Genomic DNA, 25,578 nt, shown 5'->3' on the forward strand with positions numbered 1-25,578 from the left:
TCTTGCAAAGCGCCGCGCCATGTCGCCATCCAATCCGTATCTTAACCGCTGCCCCAGCGCTTGCCTTAGCCGGCGCCGTTTGCACCGCGTGCCCCTGCTTCTGCTGTTGGCAGGTTTGTTGACGACGGCGGCGGCCGCGCCGGCCACGCCGGAGCAGTTGCGCGTCAATCCCGCGCAGATCGCCAGGGCCGGCATCGCCACCACGCCGGCGCTGGCCGCGTTGCCGGCCGCCGGCGTCGAGGCGGCCGGCAACGACCAGTACCTGGCCGGCACCGTGGTGGCGCCGGGCACCGCACTGGCGCTGGCCAGCAGCGCGCTGGGCGGCGTGGTGCAGCAGGTGCACGTGGCCAGCCTGCAGCGGGTGGCCGCCGGCGCGCCACTGCTGACCCTGTTCAGCCAGCCGTGGCTGGAGCTGCAGCGTGAGTATCTACAACTGGCGGCCCAGGCCCGCCTGGCCGGCGCCAAGCTGGCGCGCGACGAGGCGCTGTTCGGCGACGGCATCATCGCCGCCGCGCGCTTGGAGGAGAGCCGCAGCGCCGCCCAGTTGGCCGGTTTGGCGGCGGACGAGCGGCGCCAGGCGCTGCGCGCCGCCGGTTTGGACCCTGCGGCAATCGGCGCGCTAAGGGCCGGCCGACCGCTGTCGCCTGTGCTGACCGTGCGGGCGCAATACGCCGGGACGGTGCTGGAGCTGCCGGTCAGCCCCGGCCAGCGGATCGAGGCGGGCGCCGAGCTGGCACGCATCGGCCGCGACGGCCCGCTGTGGGTCGAGCTGCAGGCCTCGCGCCAACAACTGGCGCTGATCCGTGTCGGCGACCTGTTGCAGGCCAAGGGCTGCGGCAAGCTGCGGGTGATCGCCATTTCGCCGGTGGTCAACGGCGCCAACCAGAGCGCGCTGGTGCGGGCCGAGCAGACCGAACGCGACGCCTGCCTGAAGATCAACGCCTATGTCGAGGCGCGCTTGCTGCGCGGCGCGGCCGCCGCCGCATCCAGCGTCGCCGCGTCCGGCAGTAGTGGCGCCACCGGCGTTGCTGGCGCGTCAGGCGTAGCTGGCACGGCTGCGCAGGCCGGCGCCGTGGCGCTGCCGGCGGCAGCGGTGGTGCGGCGCGGCGCGGAGACCTTCGTCTTCGTCAAGCGCGGCGCGGGCTTCGCCGTGGTGCCGGTGCGCGCCGCAGCGGCCGGCGCCGACATGGTCTGGACGCAGGGCGCGCTGACGGCGGGCGAGCCGGTGGCGGTGCGCGGCATCGTCGCCCTGAAGGGTATTTGGGCCGGATTGGGTGCCGAGGCCGGCGCCGAGCCCGCCGCCAAGACTGCCGCGCCGACGGGAGGCAAGTGATGTTGGCCCGACTGATCGCGCTGTCGCTGTCGCAGCGCCTGCTGGTGCTGGTGCTGACCGTGCTGATGATAGGTGCCGGCGTGCAGGCCTTCAACGAGCTGCCGATCGACGCCTTCCCCGACGTCTCCAGCACCCAGGTTAAGTTGATCATGAAGGCGCCCGGCATGACGCCGGAGGAGGTGGAGGCGCGCATCGTCGCGCCGATCGAGCAGGAGCTGCTGGGCATTCCGCGCCAGGTGGTGCTGCGCTCGCAGTCGAAGTACGCGATCGCCGACATCACGCTGGACTTCCAGGACGGCACCGACGTGTTCTGGGCGCGCCAGCAGGTCAGCGAGCGGCTGGCCAACGTGCTCAAGGACCTGCCGGCCTCGGTAAGCGGCGGCCTGGCGCCGATCACCACGCCGCTCGGCGAGATCTTCATGTTCACCATCGAGGGGCCGCTCAGCTTGATGGAGAAGCGCACGCTGCTCGAATGGACCATCCGCCCGCAGCTGCGCAACATCCCCGGCGTGGCCGACGTCAACTCGCTGGGCGGCCAGGTGAAGAGCTTCGAGGTGGTGCCCGACTTGGCGGCGCTGGCGGCGCGGCGCGTTTCGCTGGCCCAGCTGCAGCAGGCGCTCGAGGCCAACAACCGCAGCGACGGCGCCGGCCGCCTGGGCAGCGGCGAGGAGTCGCTGCTGATCCGCAGCGACGGCAGCATCCACACGCTGGACGACGTGCGCGCCATCGCCGTGGCCAGCCGCGACGGCGTGGCGGTCACGGTCGGCCAGGTGGCCACGGTGCGCATCGGCCAGCTGACCCGCTACGGCGCGGTGACGCAGGACGGCAAGGGCGAGGCGGTCGAGGCGCTGGTGCTGGCCATGCGCGGCGCCAACGCGCAGAAGGTGGTCGACCAGATCCGCGCGCGCCTGCACGAGATGGCGCCAACTCTGCCGGCCGGGACCACCATCAGCCCCTTCTACGACCGCGGCAACCTGGTCGAGCGCGCCGTCTCCACCGTCACCAAGGCGCTGGGCGAGGCGACGCTGCTGGTGGTGGTGCTGTTGTATCTGTTCCTCGGCAACCTGCGCTCGGCGCTGGTGGTGGCCTGCATCCTGCCGCTGGCCGCGTTGGGCACCTTCGTGCTGATGAACGCCTTCGGCCTGAGCGCCAACCTGATGTCGCTGGGCGGCTTGGCGATCGCCATCGGCATGCTGGTCGACGCCGCCGTGGTGGTGGTCGAGAACATCGAGGCGCACGGCACCGGCGCGCAGCCGGGCATGTCGCGCCTGCACGTGATCTACCGCGCGGTGCGCGAGGTGGCCGTGCCGGTCACCGCCGGCATGCTGGTGATTATGATCGTGTTCCTGCCGCTGCTGTCGCTGCAGGGGCTGGAGGGCAAGCTGTTCGCGCCGGTGGCGCTGACCATCATCTTCGCGCTCGCCTCGTCGCTGCTGCTGTCGCTGACGGTGATCCCGGTGCTGGCCTCGCTGCTGCTGAAGGACCAGCACGGCCCGGCGCCGTGGCTGGTGCGCCGGCTCGAGGCCGGCTACGCCCGCCTGCTGGATTGGGCCCTGCTGCGCCCGCGCGGCGTCGGCGCGGTGGCGGTGGCGGCGCTGCTGCTGTCGGTCGGCCTGTTCCTCTATGTCGGCAAGTCCTTCATGCCGACGCTCGACGAGGGCGACATCATCATGCAGATCGAGAAGCTGCCCTCGGTGAACCTGGCCGAGTCGGCCCGGCTCGACCAGGCGATCCAGCGCCGCATCCTCGAACAGGTGCCGGACGTGCGCCGCATCGTCGCCCGGCTCGGCTCGGACGAGCTGGGGCTGGACCCGATGGGCCTCAACGAGACCGACACCTTCCTGGTGCTCAAGCCGCGCGCCGAATGGCGCAGCAAGGACAAGGAGGCGCTGATCGAGGCGCTGCGCGTGGCCACCGCCAGCTTCCCCGGCGTAAACCTGAGCTTCACCCAGCCGATCGAGATGCGCACCTCGGAGATGCTGTCCGGCGTGCGCGGCGACCTGGCCGTGAAGATCTACGGGCCGGACAACCAGGTGCTGGGCGGCCTGGCCGAGCAGGTGCTCAAGCTGTTGCAGGCCATTCCCGGCAGCGAGGACGTGCTGACGGTGAAGAACGCCGGCGTGCAGTACTTGCAGGTCGACGTCGACCGCGTCGCCGCCGGCCGCCTGGGCCTGAGCGTGGAGCAGGTGCAGGCCGACCTGCGCACGCTGGTCGAGGGCCGCGTCGCCGGCGTGGTGGTGGAGGGCGGGCGGCGCCTGCCGCTGCTGCTGCGCGGCGACGACAGCCTGCAATTGTCGGCCGAGTTGTTCGAGCAGCTGCGCCTTCCGCTGGCCGACGGCGGCGCCGTCGCGCTGTCGCAGCTGGCCAGCCTGCGCCATGTCGACGGCCCGGTCAAGGTCGAGCGCGAGAACGGCTCGCGGCTGGTGGTGGTGCGCGCCAACGTGCGCGGCCGCGACCTGGTCGGCTTTGTCGACGAGGCCAAGGCCGGCGTGGCGCGCCAAATCAAGCTGCCGGTCGGTTACCGGGTCAGCTGGGGCGGCCAGTTCGAGAACCAGCAACGCGCCGCCGCCCGGCTGGCGCTGGTGGTGCCGGTGGCGCTGGCGCTGATCTTCCTGCTGTTGTTCAGCACGCTGCACAGCATCCGCCAGGCGCTGCTGGTGTTCGTCAACATACCGTTCGCGCTGATCGGCGGTGTGGTGGCGCTGGCCGTCAGCGGCGAATACCTGTCGGTGCCAGCCTCGGTCGGCTTCATCGCGCTGATGGGCATCGCCGTGCTGAACGGCCTGGTGATGATCACCTGCTTCAACCAGTTGGTGGCGCGCGGCATGGCGCTGGGCGAGGTGGTGACGCAGGGCGCGTTGCGCCGCCTACGGCCGGTGATGATGACCGCCTGTATCACCGGCCTGGGCCTGGTGCCGCTGCTGCTGGCCAGCGGCCCCGGCTCGGAGATCCAGAAGCCGCTGGCCATCGTGGTCATCGGCGGCCTGCTCAGCGCCACCTTGCTGACGCTGGTGCTGCTGCCTATCCTGTTCCGGCGTTTTGGCGTAGCGCCAAGCGCCCCATCCCTTAGCGGAGGCTCGCATGAGCAATGATAAAAAATACGACGCCATGCTAACGCTGGCGATTCCCGTCTCGCTGGAGGAGGACGTGCTCGACTTCCTGCTGCTGCGCCCGGCCTGGGCCGGCGGCTTTTCGGTGGTCGACGCCCAAGGCATGGGGCGCGGCGCCTCGCTGCAGTCGACCATGGAAAAGGTGCAGGGCCGCAGCCGGCGCAAGCTGGTGTTGATCGCCGGCGTGCAGGCCGACCTGCGCGGCCTGCTCGACGAGCTGGCCGGCGAGATCCGCAACCCCGACGTGGCCTATTGGATGGCGCCCTTGCTGGACTTCGGGAGGCTGGCATGAGTACGTCTAACAAACTGCTGCTGGCGATGCTGCTGGCGCTGGGCGCGTCACAGTCGCCCAGCGCGATGGCCGCCGCCAGCGCGCCTGCCGCCGCGTCCACCGCCACTAGCCCAGCGTCGGGCGCGCTGGCCGTGCTGCCGCCGGAACCGCTGGTGCGGCGCGCGCTGGAAAGCCTGCCGCAGCTGCGCCTCGGCACCCTCCAGTCCCAGCTGGCCGGCGTCGACAAGACGCGCCTGCAAGCCGGACCCTACGAATGGACGGCGCGCGCCAGCGTCAACCAGCGCAGGGTCGAGGGCGGCGAGCGCTTCCAGGAGCAGGAGCTGGCGCTGGAGCGCACCGTGCGCTGGTTCGGCAAGGCCGGGCAGGACCAGGCCATCGGCGCGCAGGGCGTGTTGGTGGCCGAGGCGATGCACGCCGACGCCTGGCACGAGGCCGGCCGCGCGCTGATGAAGGACTGGTTCGACGCGCTGCGCGAGCAGGCCGCCGTGGCGCGGTTGGATGAGCAGTTGGCGGTGACGGAGCAGCTGCGGCGCGTCGCGGCGAAGCGGGTGCTGGCCGGCGACGGCGCCCGCCTGGAGCAGCTGCAGGCCGACACCGAGCACCAGCGCGTCGCCGCGCTGGTGCTGCAGGCGCGCCAACGGCAGGAACAGGCGCTGGCCCAGTTGGAGCAGAACTACGTCGGCCTGCCGGCGCCCGACGCCAGCCGTTTGCCGCTGCCGCCGGCGCCGGTGGAGGGCGCCGACTACTGGCGTGAGCGCATCCTGCACGACAACCACGAGCTCGAGCTGGCCGAGGCCGAGGTGGCGTTGTACACGCTGCGCGCCAGCCGCCAGAGCAGCGACCGCATGCCCGATCCGACGCTAGCGCTGCGCGCGGCGCGCGAGCGGGCCGGGCAGGAACGCCTGATCGGCCTGACCTTGTCGATACCGCTGCCGGGCGCCGCCCGCGCCGCCGACCGCGACGGCGCCGCGCTGAAGGCGGCGATGGCGCGCGAACGGGCCGACCAGGTCCGGCTGCGGGTGCGCTCGGCGGCACAACGCGCGGTGATCGACAACGCGCGCAGCTATCAGGTATGGCAGACTGTCAGCGAGGTCGAAACGCAGGCGCGGCGCCAGTCGGAGCTGATGATGAAGGCCTACCAGGCCGGCGAATGTACGCTGATGGACGCGCTGGGCAGCCGGCGCCAGGCGCTGGACGCGGCGTTGGCGGCGCAAACGGCGCAGGTCGAGGCGCTGGCCGCCTATGCCCGCGTGCAGCTGGACGCGCACGCCATCTGGGCCATCGATTGAACGACTCTGCAATTTGAAAACACCAGCACCAAGGCAGAACCATGTAGGCGCGAACTGCGCCACCACAGTAATGGATCAACCCAGGAGAACCAAGATGAACCAATATAAACCGTCCTTACACCCCACCGCGCCAGCCTGGCGCTACGCCGCCCCGGCCCGTTTGCTGCACTGGTTGCTGGCCCTGTTGATCGTCGTGCTGATCGGCGTGGGCTGGTACATGATGGAGATCGAGGACGATCCCGGCAGCGCCGTCTACTTCATGCTGCACAAGTCCTTCGGCCTGGTGCTGGCGGCGTTGGTCGCGGCGCGCCTGCTGTGGCGCTTCGGCCATCGGCCGGCGTCGCTGCCGGGCAACGTAACGCCGTGGCAGGTGCGCCTGTCCGGCCTGACCCACGGCCTGCTCTACCTGTGCATGGTGCTGATGCCGCTGACCGGCATCGTCGGCGCGGCCTTGAGCAAGCGCGGCCTGGTGTTCTTCGGCCTGACCTTGCCGCGCTGGTTCGTGCCGGACCACGACCTGGCCGAGCAGTATTTCGACGCCCACGGCGTCATCGCCTGGGTCTTGGTGGCGCTGATCGTGCTGCACGTGGTGGCCGCCCTGAAGCACCTGCTGGTCGACAAGGACGGCGTGTTCCAGCGCATGGGCTGAACGCCGGCCGCCGCCGGCCGGCCATTGGCCGTCGGCGTCAGGCCGGCTCGGCGTGCTCCACCAGCAGCTGCACCTTGGTGACGCCGTTGTACTCGTTGGCGTCGAGGCGGAAGGCGACGCGGGCGCGCTCGCCGACCGAGTCGACATGGCCGAACCAGATGGCGTCGAAGCGGCTGCCGTTCTTCTCCAGCAGCAGCTTGAGGTGGCGCTCCTTCAAAATGCGCTGGCTGACGACGCGGAACTCGTCGCAGAACACCGGCGGCGCGAAGCCCTGGCCCCACACTTGGCCGGCCATCAGGGCGATGAAGTCGGTGGTGTAGTAGGCCTCCTCCAGCGGGCCGTCGGTTTCGATGACGCGTTCGAGCTGCTGTTCGCTGAGCCAGGCGCGGCCGACCGCCTCGAAGGCCTCGGCGAAGGCGTCGAAGGCCTCGGCGCGGATGGTCAGACCGGCCGCCATGGCGTGGCCGCCGAACTTGTCGATCAGGCTGGGCGCGCGCTTGGACACCAGGTCGAGCGCGTCGCGCAGGTGGAAGCCGGGGATGGAGCGGCCGGAACCCTTGATCCAGCCGTCGGCGCCGGGCGCGAAGGTGATGGTCGGGCGGAAGAACTTCTCCTTCAGGCGCGAGGCGACGATGCCGATCACGCCCTGGTGCCAGGCCGCGTCGAAGACGCAGATGGTGCTGCTGGCGGCCGGCTCGAACTCGTCGAGGTGGAGCAGGGCGGTGTCCTGCATCTCGGCCTCGATCTCGCGCCGCTTCAGGTTGATCTCGTTGAGTTGCTGGGCCAGCGCCCAGGCGCGGCCCTCGTCGTCGGTGACCAAACACTCGATCCCCAGCGACATGTCCTGCAGGCGGCCGGCGGCGTTCAGCCGCGGCCCCAGCGCGAAGCCGAGGTCGAAGGGGCTGGCGGTGCGCGGTTCGCGCCCGGCGACGCGGAACAACGCGGCCACGCCGGCGTGCATGCGGCCGGCGCGCATGCGCTTGAGGCCCTGCGCCACCAAAATCCGGTTGTTGGGGTCGAGCCGCACCACGTCGGCCACGGTGCCCAGCGCCACCAGGTCGAGCAGGTGGTCCAGCTTGGGTTGGCTCTGGGCGTCGAACACGCCGCGCCGGCGCAGCTCGGCGCGCAGCGCCAGCAGCACGTAGAACACCACGCCGACGCCGGCCAGGTGCTTGCTCGGGAAGCCGCACTCGGGCTGGTTGGGGTTGACGATGACGCGGGCGGCCGGCAGGGTGTCGGCCGGCAGGTGGTGGTCGGTCACCACCACCTCGATGCCGCGCCGGTTGGCCTCGGCCACGCCATCGATGCTGGCGATGCCGTTGTCGACGGTGATGATGATGTCGGGCGACTTCTCGCGCGCGGTCAGTTCGACGATCTCCGGCGTCAGGCCGTAGCCGTACTCGAAGCGGTTGGGCACGATGAAGTCGATGGTCGCGCCCATCGAGCGCAGGCCGCGCAGCGCGGTGGCGCAGGCGGTGGCGCCGTCGCAGTCGTAGTCGGCGACGATGCACATGCGCTTGTTGGCGGCGATGGCGTCGGCCAGGAAGACGGCGGCCGCGTCGATGTGCAGCAGGCCGGCCGGCGGGATCATCGCCGCCAGTTCGCTCGACAGGTCCTTCATGTCGGTCAGGCCGCGCGCCGCGTACAGCCGGGCCAGCACGGGGTGGACGCCGCCCTGGCGCAGCATTTCGGATTCGCGGAAGGGGTAGGTGCGGGTGGCGATGCGGGTCATGGCAGGAGGTTCTTCAGAGTGTGCTTGTGCCAGAACTTGCGCTGGGCGAGTTTGCTGGTGGTGAATTCGGCGCTGGCGCCACGGTGGTTGAGGATCAGCGTGGCGCTGCCGACGCGCCCCGTTTGCAGCGCCGCCAGCAGCGGCGCGAACCAGTCCTGCTCGAGCTGCTGCATGCGCGCCAGCCATTGCGACCAGTCGCCGGCGATGCCCGGCTCGATCAGCGCGGCGCAAACGACGGTGGCCTGCGCGCCGCCTTGCTGCAGCAGCTCGGCCAGGGCCACGTCGCGCAGCGCCGGCCGGGCCAGCGCCATCATCCAGGCCGGGCCGGCGTTGACCGCCAGCGCGCCGGCGGCGCCGGTGCTGCCAGTTTGCGGCTGGGCCGCCGCCGGGGCGCCGCCCCAGATCCAGAAGGAGTTCACCGGCGGCAGGCCGCGCGCCTGGCGCGCCTGGTTGACCGGGTGCTCGTACCACAGCATCTGGATCTCGTTTTGCAGCTTGCGGAAGGCCACCGCGTTCGGCCCTTCCGGCATCAGGTCGCTCAGGTTCATGCTGCTGGCGCTGTCGGGCGAACTGGTGGCCAGGCCGGCCCAGTCGTCGGCGCGCAGGAACCAGGTGCCGGCGTCGCCGTAGCGCAGCTCTTTGCCCAGCTCGGCGAAGTAGGGTTGGGCCGCCTCGAACAGGACGCGGGCGTCATCGTCGGCTAGCGCGAGGGCGCGCGGGTCGGCCAGGCTCAGGTGGGTGCGCGCCATCTGCACGTGGATGGGGTGGACGATGAACCAGTGGCCTTCCTGCGCTGGCTGGCCGTAGCCGTGCAGGACGGCGCCGGCCAGCGGCGCACTGGCGTCGGCGTCGGTGTCGGCCGGCGCGGCCGGCTGGGCGCGCAGGCCCAGCTGGACGGCCAGCCAGGATTCATGCGGCAGCACGCGGGCGCCGGCGTCGCAGGCTTGCACGTGGCGCGCGCCGGTGCGCGACAGCAGGGCGGCCAGGGCGGGGGTTTGCAGGGCGCGTTGGAGGTCGGCGGCCAGTTCGGCCGGCGGCAGGGCGTAGGGCAGGGCGAGGGTAATTTGCTTCATGCGGCATTGTAGTGGATATAGCTGCCGCAACGTAAGACAGCGGCCCGTCCTTAAGGCACTTGGAATATTTCGTTGTGGAAATGAAAATTGGTATTTCACAATAAATGTTGGCTCACGTTAAAAATCTAAGTATAATTGCGGCAACAGATGATATTGAAGTGATATCTCTTTCGATCAGGCCAGCGCTGGGGTACATGCAGCGGTCGCCGGCACCATACCAGCGGGGCAGCACGAGTTGCTTCGATAAAAATAACCATTTTGGAATACACCATGAAGCTTAGTAAAATCGTCGCCGCCTCCACCCTGCTGTTTGCCACCCTGCCAGCCTTCGCCGCTACCGCCTTCTTCGACTTCTCCGATCTGGAATACGTCAAGGGTAAAAGCACGGGCCTGCTGCCGTCCGAGCCGAGCAGCGGCTACTTCGCCTGCACCGGCGCCGACCTGTGCAGCTCGAACGTCGACAACAAGAAGGCCGCCCTCGGTGGCGACCTGAAGTACACCGTCAACGGCATCACCGCGACCGCGACCGCCCAATACTTCTCGCAGAACAAGTGGACCACCGCCTCGGTGGTGCAGGACAGCGAGAACGGCCACAACTTCGCCAAGCAGATCGGCGCCGGCCTGGGCGTGTACCACACCAGCGGCGACAGTAGCGACGACAACATCACCAACAAGGAAAAGCTGGTGCTCAGCTTCGCCGGCCCGGTCAAACTCGACGCCGCCTTCCTGCGCTCGGACGGCCACGACACCGCCTGGAAGAAGGGCGCCACGTTGCTGCTGAACGGCGTCGAATACAATCTGGCCGGCTCGCTGCTGCCAGAAAACCTGGTCGGCTCGGTGTTCACCTTCGAATTCGGCGGCAAGAAGGCCGACCAGTTCTACCTGGGCGGCATGACGGTGTCGGCCGTGCCGGAACCGTCGAGCTACGCCATGCTGCTGGGCGGTATCGGCCTGATGGGTCTGATCGCCCGCCGCCGCAAGCAGCAAGCTTAAGTCCACAACGGAACGGCGCCGGCGCCGCTTTCCCTCGACGGCTCCTGCGGGGGCCGTTTTTCATGGGCGGACGGCTGGGCGCGGCAAACCAAACGCGCGGCGTTTCGCGCATGAAACGCTATTTATATGGCACACTGCGGGCTCACACGTTTTCACCGTCTTCGGAGCCCATGAGTATTATCCAGAATCTGCCGTTCGAATGGCTGGTCGGCCTGCGCTACACCCGCGCCGGCCGGCGCAGCGGCCGCAATAGCTTCATCTCCTTCATCTCGCTGATCTCCATGGCCGGCATCGGCCTGGGCGTGGCGGCCCTGATCGTCGTGCTGTCGGTGATGAACGGCTTCCAGAAGGAGGTCACCGACCGCATGCTGTCGGTGCTGGCCCACGTCGAGGTCTTCGACGCCCGTGGCGCCATGCCGAACTGGATCGCCGCCGCCGCCGAGGCGCGCCGCAACCCCGAGGTGAAGGGCGCCGCGCCCTTCGTCGAAACCCAGGGCATGCTGGTGCGCGACGACGTGCTGCGCCCGACCATCATCCGTGGCGTGCTGCCGGAGCAGGAACCGAACGTCTCCGACGTCGCCTCGCAGGTCAAGCGCGGCAGCTTCAACGCGCTGCAGCCGGGTTCCTACAACATCGTGCTGGGCATCGAGTTGGCGCGCGCGCTGCACGTCAACCTGGGCGAGAAGGTCACCCTGGCGCTGGCCCAGGGCCAGGCCACGCCGGCCGGCGTGCTGCCGCGCATGCGCTCGTTCACCGTCACCGGCATCTTCGAGGCCGGCCATAACGAGTTCGACTCGGCGCTGGCCTTCGTCCACATCACCGACGCGGAAAAACTGCTGCGCCTGGACGCGCCGTCCGGCCTGCGTCTGCGCCTGGTCGACATGCACCGCGCGCCACAGGTGGCGCAGGACCTGAAACGCAGCATGTCGGGCGATTTGATCATGCGCGACTGGTCCAAGCTCAACGCCAACTGGTTCGCCGCCGTACAGACCGAGAAGCGCATGATGTTCATCATCCTCACCTTGATCATCGCGGTGGCCGCCTTCAACCTCGTCTCGACGCTGGTGATGACGGTGACCGACAAGCAGGCCGACATCGCCATCCTGCGCACGCTGGGCGCCTCGCCCCGTTCGATCATGAAGATTTTCATGATCCAGGGCGCGCTGGTGGGCATTTTGGGCACCATGCTGGGCGTGGCGGGCGGCGTTCTGGTCGCCCTCAACGTCGACGTGATCGTGCCGTTTATCGAACATTTATTGGGAGTGCAGTTCTTGTCGAAGGATATCTACTACATCAGCGCCGTGCCGTCCGACCTGCGCTGGCCGGACGTGTTCAAGATCGGCGGCGTGGCCGTGGTGCTGGCCTTTGTCGCCACCATCTACCCGAGCTGGTGGGCCGCCCGCGTCAAACCTGCGGAGGCGCTGCGCTATGAGTAACCCGACTGCATCGGCCAAGCCCTCGGCGGCCTTCGACACCAGCACCCCGGTGCTGTCCTGCCGTGGCCTGGGCAAGACCTTCACCCAGGGCAGCTACTCGGTACAGGTGTTGAACGGCATCGACATCGACGTGCGGCGCGGCGAGCGCGTCGCCATCGTCGGCGCCTCCGGCTCCGGCAAGTCGACCCTGCTGCACCTGCTCGGCGGGCTGGACACGCCGACGCGCGGCAGCGTCACCCTGTTGGGCCAGGACTTCGCCAGCCTGAACGAGAAGGCGCGCGGCGACCTGCGCAACGCCTCGCTCGGCTTCGTCTACCAGTTCCACCACCTGCTGCCGGAGTTCACCGCGCTCGACAACGTCGCCATGCCGCTGATGATACGCCGCGTCAAACGCAGCGAGGCGAGCAGCGTGGCGCAGCAGATCCTGGCCCGCGTCAACCTGGCCAAGCGCGTCACCCACGTGCCGGGCGAGCTGTCCGGCGGCGAGCGCCAGCGCGTCGCCCTGGCGCGCGCGCTGGTGACGCAGCCAGCCTGCGTGCTGGCCGACGAGCCGACCGGCAACCTCGACCACGCCACCGCGCAGACCATCTTCGATTTGATGCTGGAGCTGTCGCGCACGCTGGGCACCGCCTTCGTCATCGTCACCCACGACATCGAGCTGGCGCGCCGTTGCGACCGTATCCTGCGGCTCACCGACGAGGGCCTGCGGCCGTACCAGGAGTAAGCATGTGGATCGACACCCACTGTCATCTGGACGCGCATGAATTCGGCGCCGAGTCGGCGGCGCAAGCCGCGCTGGCGCGCGCCGAGGGCGTCGGGATGATCGTGGTGCCGGCGGTGGCGCGGGCCAATTTCGACGTGGTGGCCGGGCTGGCCGCCGGCGTCGACAACGCCTGCTACGCGCTGGGCATCCATCCGATCTATGTTCCGCAAGCCGGCGAGGACGACTTGCTGGCGCTGCGCGAGCGCGTCGCCGTCGCCATGGCGGACAGGCGCATGGTGGCGATCGGCGAGATCGGGCTGGACTTCTTCATTCCGATGCTGAGCGAGCCGGCCATGCGCGACAAGCAGATCCACTTCTTCCGCGAGCAGCTGCGCATCGCCCGCGACTTCGAGCTGCCGGTGCTGATGCACGTGCGCCGCTCGCAGGACGTGGTACTTAAGCACGCGCGGCAGATCCGCCCGGCCGGCGGCATCGCCCACGCCTTCAACGGCAGCTTCCAGCAGGCGCAGGGCTATATCGACCTGGGCTTCAAGCTGGGCTTCGGCGGCGCCATGACTTTCACGCGCGCGCGGCAGATCCGCCGCATGGCGGCCGAGCTGCCGCTGTCGGCCATCGTGCTGGAGACGGACGCGCCGGACATCGCGCCGAGCTGGGTCCACCCTGGCCGCAACAGCCCGGACCAGATTCCCCGCATCGGCGCCGTGCTGGCCGAGCTGCGCGGCCTGTCCGTCGCCGAGGTGGCCGGCGCCACCACTGCCAACGCGCGCGCCGCGCTGCCGCGCCTGGCGGCCCTGCTGGGCGCCTGAGCCGGCGCCGCTGCGGCGGCACCTTCCACCGTCTTCACCACGTCCACCGCTTCCACTATTTGCAGTGGCCGCCTGCCGGCAGGCCGCAGACGATCGCTTGCGACACGTCGGCGTTCTCCAAATACGTGGTGTGCGCCGGGTAGGGATTCTCCAGCAGGCCGAAATAGGTCTTGTCGTTGGAGACCAGCACGTTGGCGATGGCGACCTTGTTGCTGTCGTAGTGGGCTGGCAGCAGCAGGTAGGACAGCAGGTCGTTCGGATCGGTGAACGCCACCACCGTCAGCGGTTTGACGATGCTGCGCCGCTTGGGCAGCTGGTCGAGGAACTGGCTCAGCGAGTCGGTGCGGCGGATTTGCTTGTCCTCCAAGGCCAGGCGGGTGTCGCGGTCGGCCAGGCTGAGCAGGGGCAGCTGGTTGGCGCCCATGAATAGGTAGGCGAGGCGGTCGGCCACGGTGCCGGCGGCGCGCTTGCTCCGCGCCTCATCGTTCCTGAGCATGGTATTGAGCGCGTCGAAGGTGATCTTGCTGCCCAGGCTCTCGGCCACCAGCACCAGCGGCACGGCGGCGCCGTTGTCGCGGCCGGCCTTGGCCTTGTCCTCCATGACGTTGGTGATGGCGGCGGCCAGCGCGCGGCGGATGAATTCCTTGCTGTCGCCCTGGTAGATGATGGCGTCGGACAGGCAGTCGTTGAGCAGGGTGTCCTTCAGCTTGCCGTTGACGCTGGCGCGCTGCGGCTTGCATACCTCGTCGGTGGCGCAGTTGGTCGGCGTGCCGGTGTCGTCGTAGGCCAGCAGCTGCTTGAGCGGCGCCGTCAGGCCGGACCAGATCAGCGCGTTGAAGCGGATGGTGCCGCCGCCCACCTTGGCGGTGGCCGTTACCACCTCGATCTCCTGCGACGACGGGGCGGCCTTGTCGGGCAGCGCCGGCAGCGGGATGTAGGCCCTGTCGGCCGCCTTGGCCAGGGTGTTGATGGTGTCCACCGCCCACTGCTGGTCGTGGGTGCACATGCCGTGGACCAGGATGACGTCGAGCTCCTTGTTCGGGCTCTCGGCCAGCAGCTGGGCCATGCCGGCGAAGGGTTTGCTGTCGCGCACGGTGACGGGCGGATGGTAGGGCGTGGTGCAGGCGCTCAGCAGCAGGACGCCCAGCAGCGGGAGGAACTTGTTCAACTTGGTCTCCTTTCGGTGCGACCGAGAGTCGCGTGATCAGTTCGTTTTCGTAAGAGTTCTCCTACAATATTGCGCCAATTTCCCTGGGAGAATACTCACTCATTGTCACAATGATATTTCTCGGCCGGCGGTATAGCGGCGCCGGGCTGAGCGAGGTCAAACGGCGGGCCGCAGCTGCCGCGCCGGCAGCGCCATCCATGGGTAGTATGGCTGCTGTTGCCAGTCATGGAGGCGAGCGGGCGCAAGCATGCGGATAGCGATACTCGGCTTTGTCGCCGGCGCGGCCTGGTTGCAGACGCAGGCGACGCTGCCGGAGTTTCCCTGGCTGCTGCCCGGCGCGGCGTCGGCGCTGGCCAGCGCGCTGCTGACTGGCTATGCGCCGGGTGGCACGCTGGCGCGGCGCGTGGCGCGACCCTTGCGCCGCCTGTTGGCGCTGGCCGCCGGCCTCATGCTCGGTGTCGGCTGGGCGGCGTTGCTGGCCGCGCGGGCGTTGGCGCCGCAGTTGGCCGCAGCAGACGAGGGGCGCGACCTGACGCTGGTCGGCGTGGTCGACAATCTTCCCTATCGTTTCGGCGACGGGGTGCGGTTCCAGTTCAAGGTCGAGAGTGTGGCCGACGGCACGGCGGTGCCGCCGCGTGTGACCTTGTCGTGGTACGCCGGCCAGCGCGGCGTGGTCAACCAAGTCGGCGTGGTGCGGCCGGGCGAGCGTTGGCGGCTGACGGTGCGCCTGCAACGCCCGCACGGCAACGCCAACCCGCATGGCTTCGATTACGAGGTGTGGCTGCTGGAGCAGGGCGTGCGCGCCACCGGCTATGTGCGGCCGACGCGCGGCAACCGGCGGCTGGATGGCTTCGTGCCCAGCGTCGGCAACGTGGTCGAGCGCAGCCGCGACGCGCTGCGCGAGCGCATCCTGGGTGCCTTGCCGGGCCAGGAATACGCCGCCGTGCTGGTGGCGTTGGTGGTGGGCGACCAGCGCGGCATCGCCCAGACGGACTGGCAGGTGTTCAACCGGACGGGCGTGGGCCACCTCATTTCCATCTCAGGTTTGCATATTACGATGGTCGCCGGGCTGGCCGCGCTGGCCGTCTCGGCCTTGTGGCGGCGCTCCTTCTTCACCGGCGCGCAACTGCCGCTGCTGCTGCCGGCGCAGAAGGTGGCGGCGATCACCGGCGCCGGCGTCGCGCTGCTGTACGTGCTGCTGGCCGGCTTTGGCGTGCCGGCCCAGCGCACCTTGTACATGCTGGCGGTGGTGGCCGCCGCACTGTGGCTGGACCGTATCACCAGCGTGTCTTACGTGCTGTGTGCCGCGCTCGGGCTGGTGGTGCTGCTCGACCCGTGGGCCGTGCTGTGGCCGGGGTTTTGGCTGTCGTTCGGCGCGGTGGCGCTGATTCTGTACGCCACCGTGGGCCGCACCGCCAACCATGCTGGCGCGGCGGGCCTTGCCACCGGCGCGTCCGAGCCTCCTACCACGTCCGCCTCCGCATCCGCACCCGCGCGCGCGCAGGCGCAGGCGCAGATGCGGGCGCGGCGCGTATGGCAGGCGCTGCGTTTGGGCGCGCACACGCAATACGTGGTCACTTGCGGACTGGTGCCGTTGACGATGTTGTTGTTCGCCCAGGTATCGCTGGTCAGTCCGTTGGCGAACGCGCTGGCGATCCCGTTGGTGAGTCTGGTGGTGACGCCGCTGGCGCTGCTGGGCAGCGTACTGCCGATGGCCTTGGCCGTGCCGGTGCTGAGTTTGGCGCATTGGCTGGTGCGCGCGCTGGCGGCCTGCCTGCAATGGTTCAGCGGCTGGGATCTGGCGGTGTGGTGCGCGCCGACGCCGCCCTGGTGGTTGTTCGGCTGGGCCATGCTCGGCACGCTGTGGCTGCTAGCGCCGCGCGGTTGGCCGGGCCGCTGGCTCGGGCTGTTGAGCTGGATTCCGCTGTTGACGGCGCCGCCGGCGAGCCCGCCCGCCGGCCAGCTTTGGGTGACCGCGCTCGACGTCGGCCAAGGCATGGCCTTGCTGGTCGAGACGTCCGGCCACCGCCTGCTGTACGACACGGGGCCGGCGTATTCGCCCGAGTCGAACGGCGGCAACCGGGTGATCCTGCCATACCTGCGGGCGCGTGGCATCGCCCAGCTGGACGGCCTGATCGTCAGCCACAGCGACATCGACCATGCCGGCGGCGCCTTGACGGTGCTGGGCGGCGTGCGGGTGGGCTGGCTGCTGTCCTCGCTGCCCGCGTCCCACGCCGTCGTGCGGGCGGCGCCGCGCCACGGCCCGTGCGTGGCGGGGCAGGGCTGGAGCTGGGACGGCGTGCGCTTCGAGATGCTGCATCCGCTGGCCGACAGCTACGCCGACGCCGCGCTCAAGCCGAACGCGCGCGGCTGCACGCTGCACATCAGCGCCGGCGGCCGCGCCATCCTGCTGGCGGCGGACATCGAGGCGGCGCAGGAGGCGGCGCTGCTGGCGCGCGCGCCGGAACGGCTGCGCGCCGACGTGCTGCTGGCGCCGCACCACGGCAGCGGCACCTCGTCCACGCTGCCCTTCCTGCTGGCGGTGCGGCCCGAGCTGGCGCTGTTCCAGGTCGGCTACCGCAACCGCTACCGCCATCCCAAGGCCGAAGTGTTCGAGCGCTACGGCGCGTTGGGCGTGCGGCGCCTGCGCAGCGACGAGGCCGGCGCCGTCACGCTGGAGTTCGGCGCCGGCATCGATGTGACCGCCTACCGCCAGCGGCACGCGCGCTACTGGTACGCGCGCTAGCGGCCCCGGCGCGAAATTTTCCGGAACATTCGTCGCGCCGACGGGTCGAAGTAGGTGGCGTCGCGGTGCGCGGCGCCTTGGCGGAGCTTGTACGCGCGGCCGGGCCGGTCTGTGCCGGTGCCGAGTACCGCACGTCGGGATCCTGACCAACCACGTCAATGTTGTTTTAGAGGAGTTAGACATGCAGACACATACAGAATCGGCGGATGTGGGCGGCGGCCGGGCGCCGTCGGCGGGGCTGTTGTCGGACCAGGACGAGATCGGCGAACTGCGCGTCCTGTTCGACGGCCAGGCCGGCAATCCCTTGCAGCCGGCCGAGGCGCCACGGGGCAAGGCCCGCGCCGCCGCCGTCTCGACGGACTACTACGGCGCCTTCAGCGTCGAAAAGTTCGCCGCCGCCAGCAGTCTCACCTATACGCACGAGGACGCCGGAGGTTGGCTCAACTACGTGCAACAATTCCAGGCCGCGAACTTCTGGTACAAGGACGCCGGCGTGGCCCCCTGGGCCTACTACGAGCAGTATGACAACTGGCAGGACACCTACGGCATGGACGCGGTGATGGCGGTCTACCACTCCGGCCACGGCGCGATGGACGGCAACGGCGTGTTCTACGCCGCCATGGGCAGCGACTGGGGCGGCCTGGGCACCAACGCGGTGTCGTCGAACATGGCGCTGGGCAACGAGCAGGTGCGCTACATTTTCTGGTCCACCTGCTTCTCGCTGCGGGTGCTCAACGGCCATAATCCGATCCGCAGCTGGAGCAAGTCCAACCTGGGCTTCCGCATGCTGTTCGGCTATGAGACCACCAGCATCGACGCGCCCAACTACGGCAAGGACTTCTGGAACCAGTGGAACAAGGGCAAGTCCTTCAGCCAGGCCCACCTGGACATGAGCTGGTACGACGTGTCGACCCACCAGGCGCCGTCGGTGGTGGCCTGCGGCGCCTCGGCGGCCGAGGCGCAGAACCGGCTGTACAACGAGCGCCTGTTCAGCTGGGGTGCGGTGAGCCGCGACTACTGGCACTGGCGTTGGTACTACGCCGCCTCGCTGGCGCTGGCGGCGCGGGCGCGCAACCACAAGGTGCCCGAGCGCATCACCGTGGCCCAGCTGGGCATCGAGCAGGTCGGCGCCAGGTTGGTGCGCGGCATCATCGACAGCCTGCCGCTCGAGCTGGCGCTGCCGCAGGAGGTGGCGGCCAATCCGGCCGGCATCATCGTGCTGGAGGAGGGCGGACGGCGCATTTCGATCGATCCGCACGGCACCTACGACGCCCAGCTCGGCGAGCCCAACCTGGAGAGCGGCAACGAGCTGTTGCTGAGCGCGACGCTGCTCAAGGCCAACGACGTGGTGCGCCAGTTCGGCCTGGACCGCAACGACATCACCTTCGACCGCGTGCTGTACAAGTACGACTGCAGCGGCAGCACCAAGGGCAGCGGCGAGATCGGCACACCGCGCATCACCGAGACGGTGGTGCAGTTCACCCAGTTGATCGACGGCATACCCGTCATCGGCCCGGGCGAGGGCAAGGTGGCGATCACCTTCGACAACGACGCCAACGTGACGGCGGTGCTCGACACCACGCGGCGCATCGACAAGCTGCTCGACGCCTTCAGCGCGCCGCTGGCGAGCGACGGCGCCGCGCCGCAGAGCAACGGCCACAACGGCGGCGCCAGCCACCGCGGAAACGGCGGCGGCCTGGCCGGCCAGCGCTTCGGCAGCATCGATCCGCAGGCGCTGTTGGCCAACGCCTGGCAGGAGAAGATGAAGACCTGGGTGCTGGGCAACAGCATGCCGGAACGCTATTCGGTGGTGCCGGACAGTTACGAGATCGGCTATGTGATCCGTGGCAACAGCGCATTGCTGGTGGCGCGCGAGGAGGTTGAGGTCGACTGCGGCGGCGGCTTCGTCAAGCGCTTCGCCATCGAGGCGCCGCTGCATCCGACGGTGCCGGCGCAGGTCTACCATTGAGTTGCGCGCCAGCCTAGCCTAAACGGGCCGGGCGGTGGCGCCGGCCGGTGCAAGCCCATTCGGGCCGTCCGGCTGGCGCTTCGGCCCGGCGCGCCGCCAGCGCGCCGCCGGCCCGCCATCTCGCAAGCCATGTCACAATTCGGACTTGATTCTGAGCAACATTGTCAAGTTGTGGTAAAGTGCGCGACCTTATCATGCCAAATGGTAAAGCTTGTGTGCTTGGTATTTGGTTTGAGTTCGACGCGGCGCGTGCGCCGCTTTTTCATTTTTGCATAGGAAAAAACATGTTTCTTGTTTGGCAAGGTCTCGGTTTCGTCGTCCCCCTCATCCCCATCGTTTTCATCCTGCTCGGCCAGTTCCTGCTGGACGCCGTGATGGGACCAGGCTTCTACCACTCGCACGGCTGGTCGATGGCCTTCATGTTGCTGCTGTCGGGCGTCGCCGTGTGGATGCTGGGTACGCGCTTGAACAACAAACCGGGCCGCGAACTGATCGACCCGCAAACCCAGGAAACCGTCATCCTGCGCAAGCGTCACACGCTGTTCTGGATTCCCTTCCAATACTTCGGCATCATCATCGGCGTGCTCGCCACCCTGTTCTTGTTCTTCTAAGCAGCGAACCGCCGGCCGTCCCGCCATGCGGCGAGGGCGGCCATTTGCCGCTAGCGGCCTAGCCGCAGGGTGTTAGCACCATGGCGGACGGCGGGCAAGGCCGCTGCTGCCTGGCGCTCGTCGAGCTTGAACACGCTGACCACCTGGGCCAGCTGGGCCGCCTGATCCTGCATCGCCTCGGCGGCGGCGGCCGCCTGCTCCACCAACGCCGCGTTCTGCTGCGTCACCTGGTCCATTTGCGTGATCGCCTGGTTCACCTGTTCGATGCCGGCGGTCTGCTCGTGGGTCGCGGCGCTGATCTCGGCCATGATGTCGGCCACCCGTTTGACGCTGTCGACGATCTCCGTCATGGTCGTGCCGGCCTCGCCGACCAGCTTGCTGCCGGCGTCGACCTTGTCCACCGAATCGTCGATCAGGCCCTTGATCTCCTTGGCGGCGGTGGCCGAGCGGTGCGCCAGGTTGCGCACCTCGGACGCCACCACGGCGAAGCCACGGCCTTGTTCGCCGGCCCGGGCCGCCTCCACTGCCGCATTCAAAGCCAAAATATTCGTTTGGAAGGCGATGCCGTCGATCACGCCGATGATGTCGGCGATCTTGCGCGAGGAGGCGTTGATCGAGCTCATCGTGTCGACCACCTGGGCCACCACCGCGCCGCCCCTGCTGGCCACGGCCGAGGCGCTGGCCGCCAGGCCGTTGGCTTGGCGCGCGTTGTCGGCGTTCTGTTTGACGGTGGAGGTCAGCTCCTCCATCGACGAGGCGGTCTCCTCCAGCGAACTGGCCTGCTGCTCGGTGCGCGAGGACAGGTCCAGGTTGCCGGCGGCGATCTCGCTGGAGGCGGTGGCGATGGTGTCGGTGCCGCTGCGGATCTGCGTGACGATGCCGGCCAGGTGCTGTTGCATCGCCTTCATGCGGAACAACACGCTGACGCTGTCGCCGGCGTCGGTCTCGACGCGGCGCGAGAAGTCGCCGGTCGAGATGTCGTTTGCCACCTCGACCGCGTAGGCCGGCTCGCCGCCGATCAGGCGCATGATGTTGTTGACCAGCCAGAAGGCGATGCCGCCGCCCAGCACCACGGCCAGCAGCGCCAGGCCGACGCTGACCACCAGCATCTTGCGGGTGAAGTCGACGACGTCCTGCTTGGTCTGCTTGACCTCGGCGTTCTTCTCCTTGATGAAGTCGAGCAACTTGGTGCGCATTTCCCGCCAGACCGGGGTTTCTTGCTGTTTCAGCACGCCGACGGCGGCGGGCTGGTCTTCCTTGACGACGGCGAGGATCTTGCCGTGCAGCGCGGCCTGGCGCTCGCGCAGCGCGTTGACGTCCTGGAAGATCTTTTGCGCCGCCGGCCGCGCCTTGGCCAGCTCCTGGGCGAGATCGCTTTGTTCCTTGAACGATTTGCCGGCGTCCTCCAGGTTCTTGTAGCCGGTCGGGTTGGCCGGGTCGATCACCACGTTGCGCAGCGCCTGGCCCATCTGCAAGCCCTGCGCGTACATATTGGTGGAGGCCGACAGCAAGGCCTGGTCCTGTTCGAGGAAGCTGGAGAACTGGTTCTTGGCGTTTTGCATGCCGACCAGGGCGACGCCGATCGCGCAGATGAAGAAGAGAAACACCAAACCCATGCACAACATCATTTTTGTCTTGAGTTTCATTGGATCGCAATCGTGAGAGATGTTGTTGGGCAACGCCGCAGGCGGCCTCGTCTTTCTGCTGGGAAAGTTTAACATGGGGCCGTTGCGGGCTTCGGCGCAAATGGCCGGAAGTGTTGCTTTATCGTCATAGCGGCCGACGCCGACGCGCCCCGGCCGCAGGCGGCGGCCGCGCCCCGGCCGGCCGACCTGGTGCAGGACAACGCCCAACGCACCGATCTGGGCGACTTCCAAATGGTCGTCATCACCGCGCTGGCCGTGCTGATCTACGCCGTCTCCACGGTCGAGTTCATGGAGCGCATCGAGTTCCGCCGGGTGGTGACCATGCCCGACGTCGACGTCGACGCCACGCTGCTGGCCATTTTCACGCTGGGCCAGGCGGCGTATCTGGGCAGGAAGGCGGCGGGCGAGGGGCCGCCGGCGAATTAGAGCGTTTCCACCACCCGTGGCCGGCAGCGCGCATTACAATTGAGAACAATTTTGCCATCCACGGAGACACGCCCGCCGCGCCGCCACCAGCCGCGCGCCGTCCGGCGCCATAAAAGAGACATGACAAAACCACAGATCCACTTCGCCCACGCCAACAGTTACCCGGCCGGCGTCTACCGCCAGTATTTCGCCCTGCTGGAGCAGGACTACGACATCGCCTCGCTCGACATGCACGCCCACAACCCGCGCTTTCCCGCCGAGGACGGCTGGGCCGCGCTGGTGCAGGAATACATCGCCGAGCTGGAACGGCGCTACAGCGAGCCGGTGATCCTGCTCGGCCATTCGCTGGGCGGCATGCTCAGCCTGATGGTGGCAAAGCAGCGGCCCGACCTGGCGCGCTGCGTGCTGATGCTCGACGCGCCGGTGGTGGCCGGCTGGCGCGCGCTGTTCTGGCGCCTGATGAAGCTGACCGGCGGCGCCGACAAGTACTCGCCGGCCAAGTTCTCGGCGCGCCGGCGCAAGGTCTGGCCCAACGTGGCGGCGGCGCACGCCCACTTCGCCGCCAAGGACCTGTTCGCCGCCTGGGCGCCCGGCGTGCTGGACGACTACATGGCGGCCGGCCTGGTGCCGCACCCGGAGGGGGTGCAGCTGCGCTTCACCCGCGAGGCCGAGACGGCCGTCTACCGAAGCCTGCCGCACCACCTGGGCCGGCTGGTGCGCGGCCGCTTCCCGGTGCCGATCGGCTTCATCGGCGGCACCGACTCGTGGGAGACCAGCCAGTCCGGCCTGGGCCACACGCGCGCGCTGGTGGGCCGGCATTTCCGCCTGCTGCCCGGCGGCCACCTGTTCCCGATGGAGTCGCCGGCGCTGGCGGCCGAGGCGACGGGCGAGATGTTGACCGATTTGTTGGGCGGGAAATACCACTCGGCCAAGGCGGCTAAGACCCTGCAGCGCGCCTAGTGGCGCCGAAAGTACTCTCGAAAACGGGTTTTTTCGCGTAAAATCGCGTCCCAAGGTCGGCGTCGCGCGCCGCGCGCGCTCTGGCCTATTCCCGATTTCTTTAGAAAATGCCTTAGCGATGACGATTAAAAGCGATAAATGGATACGCCGGATGGCGGAACAACACGGAATGATCTCTCCGTTCGAGCCGGGCCAGGTGCGCGAGTCCGACGGTCGCAAGGTGATCTCCTACGGCACCTCGTCCTACGGCTACGACATCCGCTGCGCCAACGAGTTCAAGATCTTCACCAACATCAACAGCACCATCGTCGACCCGAAGAACTTCGACTCGAACTCCTTCGTCGACGTGCAGAGCGACGTCTGCATCATCCCGCCGAACTCCTTCGCGCTGGCGCGCACCATCGAGTATTTTAAGATTCCGCGCAGCGTGCTGACGATCTGCCTGGGCAAGTCGACCTACGCCCGCTGCGGCATCATCGTCAACGTCACGCCGTTCGAACCCGAGTGGGAAGGCTATGTGACGCTGGAGTTCTCCAACACCACGCCGCTGCCGGCCAAGATCTACGCCGGCGAGGGCTGCGCCCAGGTGCTGTTCTTCGAAAGCGACGAGGAGTGCGAGACCTCGTACAAGGACCGCAACGGCAAGTACCAGGGCCAGCAGGGCGTCACGCTGCCCAAGGCCTGATCTCAAGGCCAGATCTTTACCTGCCTTTACCTGCCTTTACACGGCCCGCCATTGATACGGCGGGCCGTGTGCCGTTAACATCATTGAAGGAACTTTAATGATGACGGAGGCGATATGGTAACGGCGGTTGGATCGAGTACGGCGGCGGCGAGCGCGAGCAGCGGCAGCGACAACAGCAGCGCCATCGCGGCCCTGCAAAAGCAGTTGGTGGCGGCGCAGAAGGACTTGACCGAGGCGGCCAAGGACACCTCGGAGGCCGGCCAAGAAAAGACCAAGCTGCTGACGGCGCAGATCCAGGCCATCCAGGCGCAGATCGCCCAGTTGCAGGCGGCCGCCGCGCAGAAGGCGGCGCTGGCGCAGAGCGGCCAGTCCGGCGGCGGCGCGGCGGCGGCGCAGGCCACCGAGCAGGCGCAAAGCCGCTCGCAGTACTCCACCGTCGGCAGTGTGATCGACACCCAGGCCTAGTGTCGCCCGTGGCGGCCTAGTCGACGCTCAGGGCGCGCCGCGCCGCTGCAGCACCGGCAGCACGATCTCCACGCACAGGCCGCCGTCGGGCCGGTTGCTGGCGACGATGCTGCCGCCGTGCGCCTGCACCACGTGCTGGGCGATGGCCAGGCCGAGGCCGTGGCCGTCGGTGCTCTTGTGGGTGTCGTTGGCGCGGAAGAAGGGGCGGAAGATCGCCTCCAGGTCGGCCGGCGCCACGCCGGGGCCACGGTCGAGCACGCGGATGTGCAGGCGCTGCGCGTCGGGCAGGCAGCGCAGTTGCAGTTGCACCACGCCGCCTTCGGGGCTGTGCTTGATGGCGTTGCGCACCACGTTCTCGATGGCGCGGCCGAGCAGCTCGGCCTGGCCGAGCACCAGCACGTCGGCCTCGGCCTCGCCCTCCTGCACCACGCTGCGCTGCTGGCTGGCGGCCTCGAAGCGGGCGTCGCCGCCGATCTGGTCGAGCAGCTCGGCCATGTCGATTTCCTCCTGCGGCGCGCCGAGGGCGCCGGCCTCGAGCCGGGCCAGGGTCAGCAGCTCGCCGACCAGCTTGTCCATGCGCACGCTCTCGCGCTCGATGCGTTCCATCGAGGCGGCCGTCTTGTCGGGCTGCTGGTGGGCCAGGCCGATGGCCGCCTGCAGCCGCGCCAGCGGCGAGCGCAGCTCGTGCGAGACGTCGTGTAGCAGCCGGGTCTGGCCGTCGATCAGCTTGCGCAGGCGCGCCGTCATGCGGTCGAAGTCGCGGCCCAGGTCGTTGAGTTCGTTGCGCCGCTTGCCGCCGGCGTCGGCGAAGCGGGGCGTCAGGTCGCCGCCGGCGGCGGCCTCGAAGGCCTGGCGCAGCGCGCGGATGGGGCGCGAGAAGTACCAGGCCAGCAGCACCGCCATCAGCGTGCTAGCCAGCACCGCCGCGATGATCGGCACCCATGGCGTCAGCGGTTCAAAGCGCGGACCGCGCGGGCCGCCGGGGCCGCGCATGTCCGGACCGGTGCCGTTGCCGGCGGGGCGCCAGCGGGGTGCCATCGAGTCGAGTCCCTGCTGGTGCTCGGCCGAGGGCAGGAACAGCAGGTAGCGCTGGCCGTCCTTGGCGCGCACCTGGCGCACCACGCGGTGGCGCTGCTCATGCTTGAGCAGGTAGTAGGCCTCGACCTGCATGGCCGGCGTGACGATGCGCTCGAGCAGCTCGTGGCCCTTGTCGTCGACGGCGTAGACGCGGTGCCGCTCCATGCTGTCGAGCAGGCCGCGCAGCGCCTTGCTGCCGCCGAATTCGAGCGTGGCGGCGGCGGCGTTGATGGCCATCTCGGCCGGCGGGCTGGTGTCGATGTCCGCCGTCGGGCTGCGCTCCGGATTGCGGTTCTTCAGCCAGATGGCGCCGCCGATGCCGACCGTGGCGGCCAGCTGGGCCAGCAGGATGGAGAGGAAGAACTTCCAGAACAGGCGGCCCACCGCT

The 25,578-nt window shown here is 68.8% G+C and carries 21 protein-coding genes; 16 read left to right on the top strand and 5 right to left on the bottom strand.

Going from position 1 to position 25,578, the window contains the following annotated elements; genetic code table 11:
• Positions 1–88 precede the first annotated feature (88 nt).
• The 5 genes from BM252_RS23385 to BM252_RS23405 all read left to right on the top strand — a co-directional run bounded on the left by BM252_RS23385 (position 89) and on the right by BM252_RS23405 (position 6,673).
• Complete coding sequence (locus tag BM252_RS23385; protein WP_245774402.1) at positions 89–1,333, top strand: efflux RND transporter periplasmic adaptor subunit; 1,245 nt, start codon at positions 89–91, stop codon at positions 1,331–1,333.
• Positions 1,333–4,425, top strand: coding sequence for an efflux RND transporter permease subunit (locus BM252_RS23390; RefSeq protein ID WP_093390088.1), 3,093 nt, complete (start codon positions 1,333–1,335; stop codon positions 4,423–4,425). Before BM252_RS23385 ends, BM252_RS23390 begins: the two co-directional genes overlap by 1 nt.
• Positions 4,415–4,735 carry a DUF3240 family protein gene (locus BM252_RS23395; RefSeq protein ID WP_093390089.1) on the top strand — a complete coding sequence of 107 codons (321 nt, stop codon included), beginning with the start codon at positions 4,415–4,417 and terminating at the stop codon, positions 4,733–4,735. The genes BM252_RS23390 and BM252_RS23395 overlap by 11 nt, the downstream gene beginning before the upstream one ends.
• Positions 4,732–6,024 carry a TolC family protein gene (locus BM252_RS23400; RefSeq protein ID WP_245774403.1) on the top strand — a complete coding sequence of 431 codons (1,293 nt, stop codon included), beginning with the start codon at positions 4,732–4,734 and terminating at the stop codon, positions 6,022–6,024. The genes BM252_RS23395 and BM252_RS23400 overlap by 4 nt, the downstream gene beginning before the upstream one ends.
• 94 nt (positions 6,025–6,118) lie before the next feature.
• The gene (locus BM252_RS23405; protein WP_093390091.1) at positions 6,119–6,673 is read left to right on the top strand and encodes a cytochrome b; all 555 of its coding nucleotides are present in this window, start codon (positions 6,119–6,121) and stop codon (positions 6,671–6,673) included.
• 37 nt (positions 6,674–6,710) lie between these two features.
• Here the strand turns inward: BM252_RS23405 and recJ are convergent, their stop codons facing one another.
• Positions 6,711–8,405 (bottom strand): single-stranded-DNA-specific exonuclease RecJ, encoded by a 1,695-nt coding sequence (gene recJ, locus BM252_RS23410; RefSeq protein ID WP_093390092.1) that lies wholly within the window; start codon positions 8,403–8,405, stop codon positions 6,711–6,713.
• Positions 8,402–9,478: a hypothetical protein gene (locus tag BM252_RS23415; RefSeq protein WP_093390093.1), complete on the bottom strand. Its 1,077-nt coding sequence runs from the start codon at positions 9,476–9,478 to the stop codon at positions 8,402–8,404. Before BM252_RS23415 ends, recJ begins: the two co-directional genes overlap by 4 nt.
• 270 nt (positions 9,479–9,748) lie before the next feature.
• Here BM252_RS23415 and BM252_RS23420 point away from each other — a divergent pair, with 270 nt between their 5' ends.
• The 4 genes from BM252_RS23420 to BM252_RS23435 all read left to right on the top strand — a co-directional run bounded on the left by BM252_RS23420 (position 9,749) and on the right by BM252_RS23435 (position 13,437).
• Complete coding sequence (locus BM252_RS23420) at positions 9,749–10,471, top strand: PEP-CTERM sorting domain-containing protein (protein ID WP_093390094.1); 723 nt, start codon at positions 9,749–9,751, stop codon at positions 10,469–10,471.
• Between the two features lie 170 nt (positions 10,472–10,641).
• Positions 10,642–11,907 carry a lipoprotein-releasing ABC transporter permease subunit gene (locus BM252_RS23425; protein ID WP_093390095.1) on the top strand — a complete coding sequence of 422 codons (1,266 nt, stop codon included), beginning with the start codon at positions 10,642–10,644 and terminating at the stop codon, positions 11,905–11,907.
• Complete coding sequence (lolD, locus tag BM252_RS23430; protein ID WP_093390096.1) at positions 11,900–12,631, top strand: lipoprotein-releasing ABC transporter ATP-binding protein LolD; 732 nt, start codon at positions 11,900–11,902, stop codon at positions 12,629–12,631. Before BM252_RS23425 ends, lolD begins: the two co-directional genes overlap by 8 nt.
• Positions 12,632–12,633: 2 nt before the next feature.
• Positions 12,634–13,437 carry a TatD family hydrolase gene (locus BM252_RS23435; RefSeq protein WP_093390097.1) on the top strand — a complete coding sequence of 268 codons (804 nt, stop codon included), beginning with the start codon at positions 12,634–12,636 and terminating at the stop codon, positions 13,435–13,437.
• 55 nt (positions 13,438–13,492) lie between these two features.
• Here BM252_RS23435 and BM252_RS23440 read toward each other — a convergent pair whose 3' ends face one another.
• Positions 13,493–14,605, bottom strand: a complete 1,113-nt coding sequence (locus BM252_RS23440; RefSeq protein ID WP_093390098.1) for a hypothetical protein — start codon at positions 14,603–14,605, stop codon at positions 13,493–13,495.
• A gap of 247 nt (positions 14,606–14,852) precedes the next feature.
• On the opposite strand from BM252_RS23440, the gene BM252_RS23445 reads away from it, so the two are divergent.
• From BM252_RS23445 to BM252_RS23455, 3 genes are all read left to right on the top strand, one after another.
• The gene (locus tag BM252_RS23445) at positions 14,853–17,351 is read left to right on the top strand and encodes a DNA internalization-related competence protein ComEC/Rec2 (RefSeq protein WP_093390099.1); all 2,499 of its coding nucleotides are present in this window, start codon (positions 14,853–14,855) and stop codon (positions 17,349–17,351) included.
• A 181-nt stretch (positions 17,352–17,532) separates the two neighbouring features.
• Complete coding sequence (locus BM252_RS23450; protein ID WP_139236701.1) at positions 17,533–19,320, top strand: DUF6345 domain-containing protein; 1,788 nt, start codon at positions 17,533–17,535, stop codon at positions 19,318–19,320.
• A 284-nt stretch (positions 19,321–19,604) separates the two neighbouring features.
• Entirely contained in the window at positions 19,605–19,931 is a 327-nt protein-coding gene (locus BM252_RS23455; RefSeq protein ID WP_093390101.1) for a hypothetical protein, read from the top strand.
• 50 nt (positions 19,932–19,981) lie between these two features.
• Here BM252_RS23455 and BM252_RS32040 read toward each other — a convergent pair whose 3' ends face one another.
• Entirely contained in the window at positions 19,982–21,577 is a 1,596-nt protein-coding gene (locus BM252_RS32040; protein ID WP_093390102.1) for a methyl-accepting chemotaxis protein, read from the bottom strand.
• Between the two features lie 189 nt (positions 21,578–21,766).
• Between BM252_RS32040 and BM252_RS23465 the strand changes: the two genes are divergently transcribed.
• From BM252_RS23465 to BM252_RS23480, 4 genes are all read left to right on the top strand, one after another.
• Complete coding sequence (locus BM252_RS23465) at positions 21,767–22,003, top strand: hypothetical protein (RefSeq protein ID WP_093390103.1); 237 nt, start codon at positions 21,767–21,769, stop codon at positions 22,001–22,003.
• 120 nt (positions 22,004–22,123) lie between these two features.
• Positions 22,124–22,963 carry an alpha/beta fold hydrolase gene (locus BM252_RS23470; protein ID WP_093390104.1) on the top strand — a complete coding sequence of 280 codons (840 nt, stop codon included), beginning with the start codon at positions 22,124–22,126 and terminating at the stop codon, positions 22,961–22,963.
• A gap of 118 nt (positions 22,964–23,081) precedes the next feature.
• The gene (dcd, locus tag BM252_RS23475) at positions 23,082–23,648 is read left to right on the top strand and encodes a dCTP deaminase (RefSeq protein WP_093390105.1); all 567 of its coding nucleotides are present in this window, start codon (positions 23,082–23,084) and stop codon (positions 23,646–23,648) included.
• Between the two features lie 114 nt (positions 23,649–23,762).
• Positions 23,763–24,113 (top strand): FlxA-like family protein, encoded by a 351-nt coding sequence (locus BM252_RS23480; RefSeq protein WP_093390106.1) that lies wholly within the window; start codon positions 23,763–23,765, stop codon positions 24,111–24,113.
• A 27-nt stretch (positions 24,114–24,140) separates the two neighbouring features.
• Here BM252_RS23480 and BM252_RS23485 read toward each other — a convergent pair whose 3' ends face one another.
• Positions 24,141–25,574, bottom strand: a complete 1,434-nt coding sequence (locus BM252_RS23485) for a sensor histidine kinase (protein WP_093390107.1) — start codon at positions 25,572–25,574, stop codon at positions 24,141–24,143.
• Between the last annotated feature and the right edge of the window lie 4 nt (positions 25,575–25,578).

Source organism: Rugamonas rubra, assembly GCF_900114705.1.
GTDB classification, from domain to species: domain Bacteria; phylum Pseudomonadota; class Gammaproteobacteria; order Burkholderiales; family Burkholderiaceae_D; genus Rugamonas; species Rugamonas rubra.

Coding starts and splice junctions, on each gene's coding strand:
- BM252_RS23390 (WP_093390088.1), top strand. CDS start 1,333: ATGTTGGCCCGACTGATCGCGCTGTCGCTGTCGCAGCGCCTGCTGGTG.
- BM252_RS23395 (WP_093390089.1), top strand. CDS start 4,415: ATGAGCAATGATAAAAAATACGACGCCATGCTAACGCTGGCGATTCCC.
- BM252_RS23400 (WP_245774403.1), top strand. CDS start 4,732: ATGAGTACGTCTAACAAACTGCTGCTGGCGATGCTGCTGGCGCTGGGC.
- BM252_RS23405 (WP_093390091.1), top strand. CDS start 6,119: ATGAACCAATATAAACCGTCCTTACACCCCACCGCGCCAGCCTGGCGC.
- recJ (WP_093390092.1), bottom strand. CDS start 8,405: ATGACCCGCATCGCCACCCGCACCTACCCCTTCCGCGAATCCGAAATG.
- BM252_RS23415 (WP_093390093.1), bottom strand. CDS start 9,478: ATGAAGCAAATTACCCTCGCCCTGCCCTACGCCCTGCCGCCGGCCGAA.
- BM252_RS23420 (WP_093390094.1), top strand. CDS start 9,749: ATGAAGCTTAGTAAAATCGTCGCCGCCTCCACCCTGCTGTTTGCCACC.
- BM252_RS23425 (WP_093390095.1), top strand. CDS start 10,642: ATGAGTATTATCCAGAATCTGCCGTTCGAATGGCTGGTCGGCCTGCGC.
- lolD (WP_093390096.1), top strand. CDS start 11,900: ATGAGTAACCCGACTGCATCGGCCAAGCCCTCGGCGGCCTTCGACACC.
- BM252_RS23435 (WP_093390097.1), top strand. CDS start 12,634: ATGTGGATCGACACCCACTGTCATCTGGACGCGCATGAATTCGGCGCC.
- BM252_RS23445 (WP_093390099.1), top strand. CDS start 14,853: ATGCGGATAGCGATACTCGGCTTTGTCGCCGGCGCGGCCTGGTTGCAG.
- BM252_RS23450 (WP_139236701.1), top strand. CDS start 17,533: ATGCAGACACATACAGAATCGGCGGATGTGGGCGGCGGCCGGGCGCCG.
- BM252_RS23455 (WP_093390101.1), top strand. CDS start 19,605: ATGTTTCTTGTTTGGCAAGGTCTCGGTTTCGTCGTCCCCCTCATCCCC.
- BM252_RS32040 (WP_093390102.1), bottom strand. CDS start 21,577: ATGAAACTCAAGACAAAAATGATGTTGTGCATGGGTTTGGTGTTTCTC.
- BM252_RS23470 (WP_093390104.1), top strand. CDS start 22,124: ATGACAAAACCACAGATCCACTTCGCCCACGCCAACAGTTACCCGGCC.
- dcd (WP_093390105.1), top strand. CDS start 23,082: ATGACGATTAAAAGCGATAAATGGATACGCCGGATGGCGGAACAACAC.
- BM252_RS23480 (WP_093390106.1), top strand. CDS start 23,763: ATGGTAACGGCGGTTGGATCGAGTACGGCGGCGGCGAGCGCGAGCAGC.